This is a genomic window from Streptomyces sp. NPDC048254 (assembly GCF_043201895.1).
Taxonomy (GTDB): Bacteria; Actinomycetota; Actinomycetes; order Streptomycetales; family Streptomycetaceae; genus Streptomyces.
Genome location: NZ_JBICZJ010000008.1, coordinates 381,117 through 394,919, shown reverse-complemented (window position 1 = coordinate 394,919; position 13,803 = coordinate 381,117). Strand labels below are relative to the sequence as shown.

Genomic DNA, 13,803 nt, shown 5'->3' with positions numbered 1-13,803 from the left:
CCTGTGCAACTAGCCCCCTCCCGGCGGTCCTGCAAGGCCCCGGACGCCCTGGCGGGAGACCGGACCCAGGGCTCGCAACAGTACTCCATTCGGGCCACGTGCGTGGATTGGCGCGCCGCCCAACTTCTGGCAACGACCCCTCCCTGGCCGCCGGTTGCCCACTTCGGGGGATCTTGAACGTGGCGTACTTCACGCAATCCGCAGAAACGGAACTAATGGTTTCGTCCGTACGTCCCTTTCTTATGCAGTCGATCGAACAAGTAGGGGAAGGGCAGGCAAGGTTCGGGAATGCGCGAAAGGCCCGGTTTCGGTGACCAGACCAGTACGGGGGAGGAGGTGAAGGGAAGTTCGAAGCGGATCGATCTCAGCGTGCCCCAGGTCGCGGGCGGCGCGGTGGCCGCGGTGGTGGCCGCCAAACTCGCGTCCTGTGCCGGGGTGTACGGCACGATCCTCGGCGCCGGAGTCGTCAGCGTGGTCGCCACCTGCGGCGGCTCGTTGTTCCAGCACTTCTTCAAGCGCACCGGAGAGCAGCTGCGCGACGCCACGATGACCACCCGGCCCCGCGAGCAAGCGCCCCAGGCGCCCGGCGAGTTCACCGAGGGCACCGTCTACCGCGCCCGGGTGCGGACCTGGCGGCGCCCGGTGTGCGCGGCGGCCCTGGTGTTCGCGGTGACCATGGCCGGCATCACGACCTGTGAACTGGTCTCCGGCAGCAGCTTCAGCGGCGGTTCCGGTACGACGGTCAGCGGCGCCGTCACCGGCGACACCACCTCCTCGAAGTCGTCGGACCCCTCGGATCCCCCGGGCCCCTCGGACCCGTCGGGCTCCCCCGACCCGAAGTCCGGTGACGGTACCGCCACTTCGCCGGCCCCGTCGCCGTCGTCCTCCTCGGACGCGTCCCGGACGCCCGCGAGCGAGGGGGCCACGACGCCGGCCCCGTCCTCGAGCGGGTCCGCGAGCGGGGAGCCGGGTACGGCCCCCTCGCCCGCCGCGTCCTCGGCTACTGGCCCAGAACCCTCCGCAAGTAGTCGTTCTGGAACAGCCGATCCGGATCGAGCCGGTCCCGCAGTGCGGTGAACTCGCCGAAGCGCGGGTAGGCCTTCGCGAAGTACTCCGCGTCCCGGGTGTGCACCTTGCCCCAGTGCGGGCGGCCCTCGTGCGCGGTGAAGATGCGCTCGGCGGCGGTGAAGTACGCCTGGTACGGCGTGCCCCGGAACATGTGCACGGCGACGTAGGCGCTGTCCCGGGCGGAGGCGGTGGACAGGGCGATGTCGTCGGCCGGGGCGGTGCGGACCTCGACTGGGAAGTTGATCCTGAGACCGGAACGGTCGACCATCGCCTTCAGTTCCCGCAGCGTGTCCACCAGCGCCTCGCGCGGCACGGCGTACTCCATCTCCACGAAGCGCACCCGGCGCGGGGATGTGAAGACCTTGTAGGGAATGTCCGTGTACGACCGCGCGGACAGTGCCCTGCTGGAGATCCGGGCGGCCGTCGGCACGACGGCGGGCACCGCGCGGCCGAGCAACTGCACGCCGTGGAAGAGGCCGTTGGAGAGGAACTCGTCCTCGAACCAGCCGGCCAGCTGCCCCACCGGCTGCGGCGGACCCGCGCTGCGGTTGTTGCGCTTGGTGTTGGTGTTGCCGGTGTGCGGGAACCAGTAGAACTCGAAGTGCTCGTTCTCCGCCCAGAGCTGGTCGAACTCGGCGAGGACCCGGTCCAGGGGCATCGGCTCCTCACGCGCGGTGAGCAGGAAGACCGGTTCCACGGCGAAAGTGATCGCGGTGACGATCCCCAGCGCGCCGAGGCCGATCCGCGCGGCCGCGAAGATCGCGCGTTCCTCTTCGGTCCCCTGCTCGGAACAGGTGAGCACCGAGCCGTCGGCGGTGACCAGTTCGAGTTCCCGGATCTGGGCGGCGAGCGAGGCGGACTCGCGGCCCGTGCCGTGGGTGCCGGTGCTGGTGGCCCCGGAGACCGTCTGCTCCATGATGTCGCCCATGTTGGTCAGCGACAGGCCCTCGCGGGCCAGGGCCATGTTGAGTCTCCTGAGCGGGGTGCCCGCCTCGACCGTGACGGTCATGGCCTTGCGGTCGATGTTGCGGATCCCGGTCAGCAGCTGAGGGCGGATCGAGACGCCGTCGGTCGCGGCGATCGACGTGAAGGAGTGGCCGCTGCCGACCGCCTTCACCTTCAGACCGTCCTCCGCCGCCTGCCGTACCGCCGCCGCCAGTTCGTCCACGGAGGCGGGCGTGACCTCCCGCGCGGGGCGGACGGTGACATTCCCTCCCCAGTTACGCCACGCGCCGTTCTTCCCGCTCGCTGTACTGCTCAACGGTGCCTCCCCGACCCGTGACCGGCCTGTTGAGCCGGCGGTACCCGAGGAAACCGACCGCGACCGCGACGGCCCCGGACACGGCCGGAACCCCGTACCCGGCGCGGGCCCCGGCCGCGTCGATCACCCAGCCGGCGACCGAGGAGCCGAGCGCCACCCCGACCGCGAGGCCGGTGCTCACCCAGGTCATGCCCTCGGTGAGCTTCGCGCGAGGTACGTGCTTTTCGATGAGGGACATCGCCGTGATCATCGTTGGTGCGATGGACAGGCCCGCAACGAACAGCGCCACGGCCAGAAGCGGCAAGTTTCCGACCAGTAGGAGGGGGATCATACTCACGGCCATCGCACCTATGCCCAGCAGCCACCTGCGTTCCGGCTTCCCCGCGAACCGCATGAGCCCGAAGACCGCTCCGGCCACGCAGGAACCCGCCGCGTACAACGCCAGGACGACGCTGGAGGCGCCCTTGTGGCCGCGTTCGTCGGCGAAGGCGACGGTCACCACGTCGACCGCCCCGAAGATCGCCCCGGTGGCCACGAAGGTCGCCACCAGCACCTGGAGGCCGGGCGCCCGCAGCGCCGAACCGCGGGCGTGCTGCTCGCGCGGGTGCGGTGCGGGCTCGGTGGCCCGCTGGGCGGTCAGCCAGAAGACGCCGGCGGCCAGGAAGCAGCCGGCCAGCAGCGGCCCCGCCTCCGGGAACCAGGCCGTGGACAGGCCGATGGAGATGATCGGCCCGAAGATGAAGCAGACCTCGTCCACGACCGACTCGAACGAGTAGGCGGTGTGCAGCTGCGGGGTGCCCCGGTAGAGGGCGGCCCAGCGGGCCCGGATCATCGCGCCCAGGCTCGGCACCGCGCCGATCCCGGCGGCGCAGACGAACAGCACCCAGTCTCTCCACCCGTAGTGCGCGGCGAACAGCAGTCCGGCCGCCGCGGCGAGCGCGAGCAGGGTCGCCGGGCGCAGGACGCGGCGCTGGCCGTGCCGGTCGACCAGCCGGGACACCTGCGGCCCGATCGCCGCGGCGGACAGCGCGATGGTGGCCGACAGCGCGCCCGCGAGGCCGTACCGACCGGTGAGCTGGGAGATCATCGTGACCACGCCGATGCCCATCATGGACAGCGGCATCCGGCCGACGAAGCCCGCGGCGGAGAAGCCCTTGCTGCCGGGGGCGGCGAACAGGGCGCGATAGGGGCTGGGCACGGGGATCTCCGACGGCTGGGTAAGGCGTGACTGCGGCTGATACAGCTTACGAGTGCGGTCACCCCGACGCACCTGCTGGGCACTGGGGATAAACCTCCCGAATCCGACTCTTCACGCTCCTGTTTCCGGGCCGTCAGCGCCGGGTGGCAGGATCGGCACATGTCAGACGCGCTCGATGCCACCCCCTACGACGCCCTGCTCCTGCTCTCCTTCGGCGGCCCGGAAGGCCCGGACGACGTGGTCCCGTTCCTGGAGAACGTGACGCGCGGGCGCGGTATCCCGAAGGAACGTCTCAAGGAGGTCGGGCAGCACTACTTCCTGTTCGGCGGGGTCAGCCCGATCAACGACCAGAACCGCGCCCTGCTGGACGCCCTGCGCAAGGACTTCGCCGAGCACGGCCTGGACCTGCCGATCTACTGGGGCAACCGCAACTGGGCGCCGTACCTGACGGACACCCTGCGCGAGATGGTCGCCGACGGCCGCCGCCGCATCCTGGTGCTCGCCACCAGCGCCTACGCCTCCTACTCGGGCTGCCGCCAGTACCGCGAGAACCTCGCGGACTCGCTGGCCGCGCTGGCGGCCGAGGGCCTCGAACTCCCGAAGATTGACAAGCTGCGGCACTACTTCAACCACCCCGGCTTCCTCGACCCGATGACCGACGGGGTCCTCGCGTCCCTCGCCGACCTCCCCGAGGACGTCCGCGCGGGCGCCCACATCGCGTTCACCACCCACTCCATCCCGACCGTGAGCGCCGACACCTCCGGCCCGGTCGAGACGCACGGCGAGGGCGGCGCGTACGTCGAGGAGCACCTGGACGTGGCCCAGCTGATCGCCGACGCGGTCCGCGAGCGCACCGGCATCGACCACCCCTGGCGGCTCGTCTACCAGTCCCGCTCCGGCGCCCCGCACATCCCGTGGCTGGAGCCCGACATCTGCGACCACCTGGAGGCGCTGCACGGCGCGGGGGTCCCGGCCGTCGTCATGGCCCCCATCGGCTTCGTCTCCGACCACATGGAGGTCCTCTACGACCTCGACACGGAGGCCACGGCCAAGGCCGGGGAGCTGGGCCTGCCGGTACGACGGTCCGCGACCGTCGGGGACGACCCGCGGTTCGCCGCCGCGATCCGTGAGCTGGTCCTGGAGCGCGCGGCCGTGGAGAGCGGGCGGGAGGTCACGCCGTGCGCGCTGGGCGCGCTGGGCGCGAGCCACCACCTGTGCCCGGTCGGCTGCTGCCCGGCCCGTGCCCCCCGGCCGGCCGCGGCCGGCGCCGACAGCCCGTACGCGTGAGGAGCCCCGTGACCGACGCCCTGCACACCGACCTGCTCAAGCTCGCCCGGGAGGCGGCCGCCCGCGCGGGCGAGCTGCTGCGGGACGGCCGCCCGGCCGACCTCGCCGTGGCCCGGACCAAGTCCAGCCCGATCGATGTCGTGACCGAGATGGACATCGCGGCGGAGAAGCTGATCACCGACCTGATCTCCGGACACCGCCCCGACGACGGCTTCCTCGGGGAGGAGGGCGCGTCGACGCAGGGCACGAGCGGGATCCGCTGGGTGATCGACCCGCTCGACGGCACGGTCAACTACCTGTACGGGCTGCCGACCTGGGCGGTCTCCATCGCGGCCGAACAGGACGGCGAGACCGTGGCCGGGGTCGTGGCGGCGCCGATGCGCGGCGAGACGTACCACGCGGTGCGGGGCGGCGGAGCCTGGGCGACCGGGGCGTGGGCGGGTGAGCGGCGGCTGACCTGCCGTGCGGCCGCGCCGCTGGAGCAGGCGCTGGTGTCGACCGGCTTCAACTACGTGACGGAGGTCCGCACCCACCAGGCCGAGGTCGCCGCCCGGCTGATCCCGCTGCTCCGCGACGTACGCCGGAGCGGGTCGGCGGCGATCGACCTGTGCGACGTGGCCGGCGGCCGGCTGGACGGGTACTACGAGCGCGGACTGAACGCGTGGGACTGGGGCGCGGGCGACCTGATCGCGAGAGAGGCCGGCGCGCTCACGGGCGGCCGCCCCGGAGAACCCCCGTCCCGTGCCCTGACGATCGCGGCCACCCCGGGCGTCTTCGAGCCGCTCCAGCACCTACTGGACGACTTCGGGGCCTGGCACGACTGAGCCCTTGACGTTCGGGCTGGAGGGGCTGCTGGGAGTGGTGTGGGGGTAGGGGGGCCTGGGTTCTTTTCGCCTGGTGGGGAATCGAACGTCGTTGCGGTGGGTAGTGGTCAAGGCATGAGCAGGGCCCCGGCGCTGGATTCGCCGGGGCCCTGCTCCTGTGCCGGTGAGCTGCTGCTGGTGGACTGTCAGACGCTGGTCGCGCCGACTTCCACGCCGTGTTCGGCGGCGAGGCGGCGCAGGTCGTCGAGCTCGGCCTGTTCCACTTCGACGAGGAAGTCGTCGCCCTCGTCACGAGCCCGGGTGATGTCGGACTCGGTCGCCTTTATGCGCTGCAGAAGTCCTGTGGTGAATGCGTCCATGCTGCGCCCCCTCGTCCTGGGTCGTGGGTCGGTGGCACGGGGGTGTGCCGTTGGAAGGGGCGATCACGTCTCTCGCGGGTGCCCAGCGCTGCCCAGCTGGGCGGCGACGGTGCCGGACACCCCCATCGTCCACTCTGCTGTAGCGGCGACGTACGTACCGCATGGTGCTGCGGCACATGCAGAGCGTGATCGCGGGGTGTACATGCCGTCCTCCCCCCGCTCCCTTCCGTGGAAACCTCAACCGGAAGAGAAAATCTCGCATTCCCGCCCGGCGCCGCCGATCCTGCTGCCCCAGCCCCCGTCTTACTGCCGACTTATGGCCGAAAAGGGCAGGATGGAGGCCACACACCCCATGGAGACCCCTGCCCACGTACGCCGGTGCGCGCTACGCGGGTGGACAGCGGAAGGACAGCGACGTGCGCGTACTCGTCGTCGAGGACGAGCAACTGCTCGCCGATGCGGTGGCCACCGGACTGCGCCGGGAGGCCATGGCCGTCGACGTCGTGTACGACGGTGCGGCCGCCCTGGAGCGCATCGGCGTCAACGACTACGACGTGGTCGTCCTCGACCGTGACCTCCCCCTCGTGCACGGCGACGACGTCTGCCGCCGGATCGTCGAGCTCGGCATGCCCACGCGCGTGCTGATGCTCACCGCGTCCGGCGACGTCAGCGACCGCGTGGAGGGGCTGGAGATCGGCGCCGACGACTACCTTCCCAAGCCCTTCGCGTTCAGCGAGCTGATCGCGCGCGTGCGCGCCCTCGGCCGCCGTACCAGCGTGCCGCTGCCCCCGGTCCTGGAGCGCGCCGGCATCAAGCTCGACCCGAACCGCCGCGAGGTCTTCCGCGACGGCAAGGAGGTCCAGCTCGCGCCCAAGGAGTTCGCGGTCCTGGAGGTGCTGATGCGCAGCGAGGGCGCCGTGGTCTCCGCCGAGCAGCTCCTGGAGAAGGCCTGGGACGAGAACACGGACCCCTTCACCAACGTCGTGCGGGTGACCGTGATGACGCTGCGCCGCAAGCTGGGCGAGCCCGCGGTGATCGTCACCGTCCCCGGCTCGGGTTACCGGATCTGATGACCGTGGCCACCACTCCCGCACCTCCGCAGGCACCCCCCAAGCCCACCTGGGACCCCCGGAGACCACAGCCCGTCTTCCCGTGGCTGCGCCCGACCATCCGCATACGGCTCACGCTGCTGTACGGCGGCATGTTCCTGATCGCAGGCATCCTGCTGCTCTCGATCATCTACCTGCTCGCGGCACAGGCGATCAGCACCGGCAACCAGCCGCTGTTCAAGATCGTCAAATTCTCGGCGCTCCAGGTCTCCAGTGACAACTGCCCCGCGATCAACATGGCCAGCGCCACGTCCAGCGTGCCGCTGCCGGACTTCAACAACGCGATCGCCCAGTGCGTGGACCACCAGCGCCAGGCGGCCCTGGACGACCTGCTGAGCCGTTCGCTGCTGGCCCTGCTGGGCCTCGCCGTGATCGCCTTCGCGTTCGGCTACGCGATGGCCGGACGGGTGCTGTCCCCGCTCGGCCGGATCACCCGCACCGCCCGTGCGGTGGCCGGCTCGGACCTGTCCCGCCGGATCGAGCTGGACGGCCCGGACGACGAGCTCAAGGAGCTCGCGGACACCTTCGACGACATGCTGGAGCGGCTGCAGCGGGCCTTCACCGCCCAGCAGCGCTTCGTCGGCAACGCCTCCCATGAGCTGCGCACACCGCTGGCGATCAACCGCACGCTCCTGGAGGTGCACCTTTCGGACCCGGGTGCGCCCGTGGAGCTGCAACAGCTCGGCAAGACCCTGCTGGCCACCAACGAACGCAGCGAGCAGCTCGTGGAGGGCCTGCTGCTGCTCGCCCGCAGCGACAACCAGATCGTCGAGCGCAAACCGGTCGACCTGGCCGAGGTGGCCACCCAGGCCGTCGACCAGGTGCATGCCGAGGCGGAGGCCAAGGGCGTGACCATCCGGGGCGTGCGGAAGCCGGCGGTCGTGCAGGGCAACGGCGTCCTGCTGGAGCGGATCGCGCTGAACCTGGTGCAGAACGCGGTGCGCTACAACGTGCCCGAGGACGGCTGGGTCGAGGTCGACACCGACATCCAGCACGGCCAGGCGGTACTGTCCGTCTCTAACACCGGCCCGGTGGTGCCGGCGTACGAGATCGACAACCTGTTCGAGCCCTTCAGGCGGCTCCGTACCGAGCGCACGGGCAGCGACAAGGGTGTCGGCCTCGGTCTGTCCATCGTCCGGTCCGTGGCCCGGGCGCACGGCGGCCATATCGCGGCCCAGCCCCGTGAGGGCGGTGGGCTCGTGATGAGGGTCACCCTGCCGATCTGATGCCGTTACAAGATCGCGACACACCCGGAGGATGTTCGCTTTGCGCGGAATTTTCTATCGGCGTGGCGTGGTACCCCTTGTGTGATCGATCACAGGGGCGGTTTTCCGGCCATATACTCTCCGTGATCATGGCTAGGGGAATAAAGCCGGGAAAATCCCTGTTTTCAGGGGTCTTGATCACGGGAAGTACAGGGTGAGGCGCCTTTGAGGTGTCTCGTGAGAACCGTGTACGGTCCCCATCGCCATTCAACCCGATCACTCTTGGGGGATCCGGTTGGGTGTCGATTGAGTAACAGACCTTGATGTGAGGCAAAATCTCCGCCTCGGGTCGGGCACAAGTCCGGCCTCTCACGCGTTACGTGCGCTGGAGACACCGCAGACACCCAGAGGGGGAGAGCGACATGGCAACCGATTACGACACTCCACGCAAGACCGACGATGACGTCGACTCGGACAGCCTTGAAGAGCTGAAGGCTCGGAGGAACGACAAGTCCACGTCCGCAGTGGACGTAGACGAGTTCGAGGCCGCCGAAGGCCTGGAGCTGCCCGGCGCGGACCTCTCGAACGAGGAGCTGGCCGTCCGGGTGCTGCCCAAGCAGCAGGACGAGTTCACCTGCATGAGCTGCTTCCTGGTGCACCACCGCAGCCAGCTGGCCCGCGAGAAGAACGGTCAGCCGATCTGCCGCGACTGCGACTGAGGAGGGGTCGGGCATGACTGGCTCGACCCCACCTCGGAGGCGCCGCTTCTCTCTTCCGGGAGCGGACTCGGGGCCGTCCGACGGCCCACGCGCGCGTGACGACGAGCGAGGCTCATCCGATCCGGGAGCCTCGCTCGAACCGGCGGCCGACCGGGGCGACCTCCCGGCGCCGGCGGACCAGCCCGCGCCCGTCGCACGGCGACGGGCCGGGGTCATCCGTGACAGGGCCGTGAATCTGGCCCGGGAAGGCGCCCGCAAGGGCGGCAGCCGGGCGCGAGCGGGGCTGGCCCACCTCGCGGACCGGATCATCGAGATCGCCCCTCGTGTCCCCGTACGCGACCTCGCGACCCTGCGCCGGCAGTTCCCGGACCTGGGACCGGAGCAGCTCGCCGACAAGCTGGTGGCGGGCGCGGCGGGTGCGACCTCGGCGGTCGGGGCCGGGGTCGGCGCGGCGGCGATGCTGCCGGTGCCGCCGGCGATGCCGACCGAGCTGGCCGCGGAGATCACCGGGGTCGCGGCGATCGAGCTGAAGCTGATCGCCGAGCTCCACGAGGTCTACGGCGTGCGGCCGCCGGGGAACCTGAAGGCCCGCAGCACCGCGTATCTGTCCTCCTGGTCGGGGGAGCGCGGGATCGACGTGATGAAGCCGTCGACGATCAACGGCGCCCTCGGCGGGCACATGAAGCGCGAGCTGCGCCAGCAGATCATGAAGCGGATGGTGCGGGACCTGCCCAACCTGATGCCGTTCATGGTGGGCGCAGCGGTGGGCGCGGTCATGAACCGCCGGGACACCAAGAAGCTCGCCGCGCGGATCCGGGCGGACCTGAGAAAGATCCAGGTGCCGTGGGAGGAACTGCCCGAGCTGCCGCCGCTGGAGAAGCCGGCGGAGCCACTGCCGATCGCCGAGCTGCCGGAGGACCTCGGGGGCTGACGCCGGCCGGCGGAGAGATCTACCGGACCTACTGGGCCTTCTTGGCGGCCTCGATCGCCGCCGCCAGAGCCTCCGGCTCCCGCGTCGACAGGTACAGGTACGGCGTCGGGTCCGCCGGGTCCGTGACCTCCACGCGCAGGGCCCTGGGGATGTAGGCCCGCAGCAGGAGGAAGGCGCGGACGTCGGCCTTGTACGTGCGCCAGGCGCGCGCCTCCTCCGGGTCCAGGACCTCGGACGCGCCCAGGGCGGACACCGGGATCTTCGCCTCGCCCGCGATCAGCGAGTCGCCCACCACCCGGATGCGCGGGGAGCCGTACGAACTGGCCACCACCGCTGCCGCCGCCGTGCCGCCCACCAGGCCGCCCAGCGTCGGCAGAGTGCCGAAGGGAAGCAGGACCAGGGCGCACGAGACGCCGATCAGGAAGCTGAGGAACCACCACGACCGGGGGGCCGTGAGGCGTTCTTCGTACGGGGTGGCGGAAAGCTGCATGAAGCCAAGCTTGGCACGGTGTCCGGATTCACCGGACGCGCGGGTAAGGTCTGCGGCTGTGAGTGGTAGTTCCGCAGCTCTTCAGCCTCCCGCCAGTGCCCGGAAACCGGTGCGGCATCCCGACGCTCCCGCGCCCGGCGAGCTCATCGGCGCGCACTACGAACAGTGTTTCGGGTGCGGCCGCGAGCACGGGCACGGGCTGCATCTGGAGGTGCGGGCCGGCGAGGGGGTCTCCCTCACCGCCGAGTTCACCGTGCGGGCCGCCCACCAGGGCGCCCCGGGCCTCGCGCACGGCGGTGTCCTCGCCACCGCTCTCGACGAGACGCTCGGTTCGCTGAACTGGCTGCTGCGGAAGATCGCCGTCACCGGCCGGCTGGAGACCGACTTCGTGCGGCCGGTGCCCGTGGGCACCACGCTGTACCTGGCGGCCGAGGTCGTCGCGGTGGCCGGCCGGAAGATCTACTCGACCGCCACCGGGTGCCTGGACGGCCCCGGCGGGCCCGTCGCCGTCCGTGCCGACGCCCTCTTCGTGGAGGTACCGGTCGAGCACTTCGTCGACAACGGCCGCGAGGAAGAGATCAAGGCCGCCATGAACGACCCGGACCAGATCCGGCGCACTCGCGCCTTCGAGGTGAACCCGTGAACCCCGCATCCCCAGTGAGCCCGCTCGACGTGCTCATCCGCCGCGTCGACCCCGGCGTACCGCTTCCGGCGTACGAGCACCCCGGTGACGCGGGAGCCGATCTGCGTACCACCGAGGCGTGCGAGCTGAAGCCCGGCGAACGGGCCGTACTGCCCACAGGGGTGTCGATCGCCCTCCCGGATGGGTACGCGGCCTTCGTACACCCTCGTTCGGGGCTCGCCGCCCGGTGCGGTGTGGCCCTCGTGAATGCCCCGGGGACGATTGATGCCGGGTACCGTGGGGAGATCAAGGTGATCGTGGTGAATCTCGACCCGCGCGAGGCTGTGCGGTTCGAGCGCTTCGACCGGATTGCCCAACTGGTCGTCCAGCAGGTCGAGAAGGTCCGCTTCCAGGAGGTGGCGGAGCTTCCCGGCTCGGCGCGGGCCGAGGGGGGCTTCGGGTCCACCGGCGGGCATGCCGCGGTGGGCGACGTGAGCGGCACAAGCGGTCAGGCCGCCGACGGCGGCCGGACGGGTGGGAATCGATACGCTTCGGTCGTATCCGACCGGGAAGGACAGTGACGTGTTCGGACGTCGCAACAAGAAGGGTGCCGCCGAGGACGCGGCCGGCGAGGCCGAGCAGGTCGTCGACAGCGTCGGCACCGAGGCGGACGAGGAAGAGGGCGGGCGCGAGCGCGTACGCCTGGAACCGGAGCCCCGGCCCGACGGGCCGTGGGACGACTCCGAGGTGCGCGAGCCGGGCGAGGGCCGGGTGGATCTCGGCGGGCTGTTCGTGCCCGGCGTCGACGGCATGGAGCTGCGGGTCGAGGTCGCGGGTGACGCGATCGTCGCGGCGACCGTGGTGCTCAAGGACAGTGCCGTGCAGTTGCAGGCCTTCGCCGCGCCCAAGCGCGAGGGCATCTGGGGTGAGGTGCGGGAGGAGATCGGCTCCGGCATCACCCAGCAGGGCGGCATCGTCGACGAGGTCGAGGGTCCGCTGGGCTGGGAGCTGCGTGCCCAGGTGCCGGTGCAGCTGCCGGACGGCACGGGCGGTTTCCAGGTCGTGCGGTTCGTCGGTGTGGACGGTCCCCGCTGGTTCCTGCGCGGGGTGATCTCCGGGCAGGGCGCGGTGCAGCCGCAGGCCGCCGGGCTCCTGGAGCAGATCTTCCGGGACACCGTCGTCGTCCGCGGCGAGGGTCCGATGGCCCCCCGCGACCCGATCGTCCTGAAGCTGCCGAACGACGCCCAGATGGTCCCCGAGGGCGTCCAGCAGCAGGAGGAGTCCTCGCGCTTCTCCGGCGGCATGGGCCAGCTCCAGCGCGGACCGGAGATCACCGAGGTCCGCTAGGCGATCCGCGGGAGAGCCGTTCGTGAGCCGCACCCTTCGGGGTGCGGCTCTTTTGTGTGCGCACCCCCTTGACGGCGCATTGGTCTGTACCTACGGTCACGGCTCAACGCGCCGTTCATAAAGGCGCTTCACGTTCACCCACATGAACGAGAGGCCTTCAGGTATGCGCAGAACCGGACTCCTCGCGGCCGTCGTCGCCCTCGTCGTCGGAGCCCTCTCCTGGCCGGCCCAGGCCGCCCCCGCCACCTTCGTCCATCCCGGAGTCACCGTCTCCAGGGCCCAGCTGGACTTCGCCCGCACCGAGGTACTGGCCGGCGCCCAGCCCTGGAAGGCGGCCTACGACCAGATGATGGCGAGCAAGTACGCCGACCTGAACCGGACGCCCGCACCCAGAGCGACGGTCGAGTGCGGGTCGTACTCGAACCCCAACTACGGCTGCACCGACGAGCGCGAGGACGCGATCGCCGCCTACACCGACGCCCTCGCCTGGTACATCACCAAGGACGCCCGCTACGCCCAGAAGGCCATCCAGATCATGGACGCCTGGTCGGCCACCATCACCAGCCACACCAACAGCAACGCGCCCCTGCAGACCGGCTGGGCCGGCTCCTCCTGGCCCAAGGCCGCCGAGATCATCAAGTACACGTACACCGGCACCTGGGCGAACGAGGCCCGCTTCGCCACCATGCTGCGCAACGTCTACCTCCCCACCGTCATCAAGGGCTCCAACTCCAACGGCAACTGGGAGCTGACGATGATGGAGGCCGCCGTCGGCATCTCCGTCTTCCTGGAGGACAAGGCGTCGTACGACACGGCCATGGCCAAGTTCCGCACCCGCACGGCCGCCTATGTCTACCTGGCCTCCGACGGGTCGGTGCCGAAGACCGTGCCCAGCCAGAACCTCGACACCACCGCCAAGATCGTCTCCTACTGGCAGGGCCAGTCCACCTTCGTCACCGGCCTCACCCAGGAGACCTGCCGGGACTTCACGCACACCGGCTACGGCATCTCCTCGATCTCGCACGTCGCCGAGACCAGCCGGATCCAGGGCACCGACCTGTACGGCACGGACGTCGGCGAGCGGCTGCGGCAGGCGCTCGGCTTCCAGTCCAAGTACCAGTTGGGCACCGCCGTCCCCAGCTGGCTCTGCGGCGGCTCCCTGACCCTCGGCCTCGGGCCCGTCACCGAGGTCGGCTACAACGCCCTCCACAACCGGCTGGGCATCGCCATGACCAACACCCAGACGCTCACCCAGAACAACCGTCCCGCGGGCACCAACAACCTCTTCGTGGCCTGGGAGACCCTCACCCACGGCGACAACCCCAACTGAGCCGACGAGGTGCCCCGCGGCCCACCCGGAGGGGGCCGCGGGGCACATCAGAG

General features: G+C 70.6%; 15 protein-coding genes. 11 read left to right on the top strand and 4 right to left on the bottom strand.

The genetic code is table 11. From position 1 onward, the window contains the following. Positions 1-288 precede the first annotated feature (288 nt). Positions 289-1,077, top strand: a complete 789-nt coding sequence (locus ACGFZQ_RS24285) for a hypothetical protein (RefSeq protein WP_393842052.1) — start codon at positions 289-291, stop codon at positions 1,075-1,077. Here ACGFZQ_RS24285 and ACGFZQ_RS24280 read toward each other — a convergent pair. Then, entirely contained in the window at positions 1,001-2,329 is a 1,329-nt protein-coding gene (locus tag ACGFZQ_RS24280) for a D-arabinono-1,4-lactone oxidase (RefSeq protein ID WP_393842051.1), read from the bottom strand. The genes ACGFZQ_RS24285 and ACGFZQ_RS24280 overlap by 77 nt on opposite strands. Next, the gene (locus ACGFZQ_RS24275) at positions 2,289-3,527 is read right to left on the bottom strand and encodes an MFS transporter (RefSeq protein ID WP_393842050.1); all 1,239 of its coding nucleotides are present in this window, start codon (positions 3,525-3,527) and stop codon (positions 2,289-2,291) included. The genes ACGFZQ_RS24280 and ACGFZQ_RS24275 overlap by 41 nt, the downstream gene beginning before the upstream one ends. A 159-nt stretch (positions 3,528-3,686) precedes the next feature. Here ACGFZQ_RS24275 and ACGFZQ_RS24270 point away from each other — a divergent pair, with 159 nt between their 5' ends. After that, on the top strand, positions 3,687-4,814 hold the full coding sequence (locus tag ACGFZQ_RS24270; RefSeq protein WP_393842049.1) for a ferrochelatase: 1,128 nt from the start codon (positions 3,687-3,689) through the stop codon (positions 4,812-4,814). 8 nt (positions 4,815-4,822) lie between these two features. Then, positions 4,823-5,638: an inositol monophosphatase family protein gene (locus ACGFZQ_RS24265; protein WP_351728546.1), complete on the top strand. Its 816-nt coding sequence runs from the start codon at positions 4,823-4,825 to the stop codon at positions 5,636-5,638. Positions 5,639-5,823: 185 nt separating this feature from the next. Here the strand turns inward: ACGFZQ_RS24265 and ACGFZQ_RS24260 are convergent, their stop codons facing one another. After that, positions 5,824-5,997: a hypothetical protein gene (locus tag ACGFZQ_RS24260; RefSeq protein WP_165939545.1), complete on the bottom strand. Its 174-nt coding sequence runs from the start codon at positions 5,995-5,997 to the stop codon at positions 5,824-5,826. Positions 5,998-6,413: 416 nt separating this feature from the next. Between ACGFZQ_RS24260 and ACGFZQ_RS24255 the strand changes: the two genes are divergently transcribed. The 4 genes from ACGFZQ_RS24255 to ACGFZQ_RS24240 all read left to right on the top strand — a co-directional run bounded on the left by ACGFZQ_RS24255 (position 6,414) and on the right by ACGFZQ_RS24240 (position 9,961). Next, entirely contained in the window at positions 6,414-7,067 is a 654-nt protein-coding gene (locus ACGFZQ_RS24255) for a response regulator transcription factor (protein WP_351728548.1), read from the top strand. Between the two features lie 5 nt (positions 7,068-7,072). After that, positions 7,073-8,332 carry a HAMP domain-containing sensor histidine kinase gene (locus ACGFZQ_RS24250; RefSeq protein ID WP_351728550.1) on the top strand — a complete coding sequence of 420 codons (1,260 nt, stop codon included), beginning with the start codon at positions 7,073-7,075 and terminating at the stop codon, positions 8,330-8,332. 401 nt (positions 8,333-8,733) lie between these two features. Then, on the top strand, positions 8,734-9,030 hold the full coding sequence (locus tag ACGFZQ_RS24245) for a DUF4193 domain-containing protein (RefSeq protein ID WP_005481602.1): 297 nt from the start codon (positions 8,734-8,736) through the stop codon (positions 9,028-9,030). 13 nt (positions 9,031-9,043) lie between these two features. Next, on the top strand, positions 9,044-9,961 hold the full coding sequence (locus ACGFZQ_RS24240; RefSeq protein WP_393842048.1) for a hypothetical protein: 918 nt from the start codon (positions 9,044-9,046) through the stop codon (positions 9,959-9,961). Between the two features lie 28 nt (positions 9,962-9,989). On the opposite strand, the gene ACGFZQ_RS24235 is transcribed toward ACGFZQ_RS24240, so the two are convergent. Next, the gene (locus ACGFZQ_RS24235) at positions 9,990-10,451 is read right to left on the bottom strand and encodes a DUF3093 domain-containing protein (RefSeq protein WP_351728554.1); all 462 of its coding nucleotides are present in this window, start codon (positions 10,449-10,451) and stop codon (positions 9,990-9,992) included. 58 nt (positions 10,452-10,509) lie between these two features. Between ACGFZQ_RS24235 and ACGFZQ_RS24230 the strand changes: the two genes are divergently transcribed. From ACGFZQ_RS24230 to ACGFZQ_RS24215, 4 genes are all read left to right on the top strand, one after another. After that, positions 10,510-11,094, top strand: a complete 585-nt coding sequence (locus tag ACGFZQ_RS24230) for a PaaI family thioesterase (protein WP_382541953.1) — start codon at positions 10,510-10,512, stop codon at positions 11,092-11,094. Continuing rightward, positions 11,091-11,654 (top strand): dUTP diphosphatase, encoded by a 564-nt coding sequence (gene dut, locus ACGFZQ_RS24225; RefSeq protein ID WP_351728559.1) that lies wholly within the window; start codon positions 11,091-11,093, stop codon positions 11,652-11,654. Before ACGFZQ_RS24230 ends, dut begins: the two co-directional genes overlap by 4 nt. A 1-nt stretch (position 11,655) precedes the next feature. Then, positions 11,656-12,420 carry a DUF3710 domain-containing protein gene (locus ACGFZQ_RS24220; RefSeq protein WP_393842047.1) on the top strand — a complete coding sequence of 255 codons (765 nt, stop codon included), beginning with the start codon at positions 11,656-11,658 and terminating at the stop codon, positions 12,418-12,420. A 163-nt stretch (positions 12,421-12,583) separates the two neighbouring features. Next, positions 12,584-13,750 (top strand): alginate lyase family protein, encoded by a 1,167-nt coding sequence (locus tag ACGFZQ_RS24215; RefSeq protein WP_393842046.1) that lies wholly within the window; start codon positions 12,584-12,586, stop codon positions 13,748-13,750. Positions 13,751-13,803: the final 53 nt, after the last annotated feature.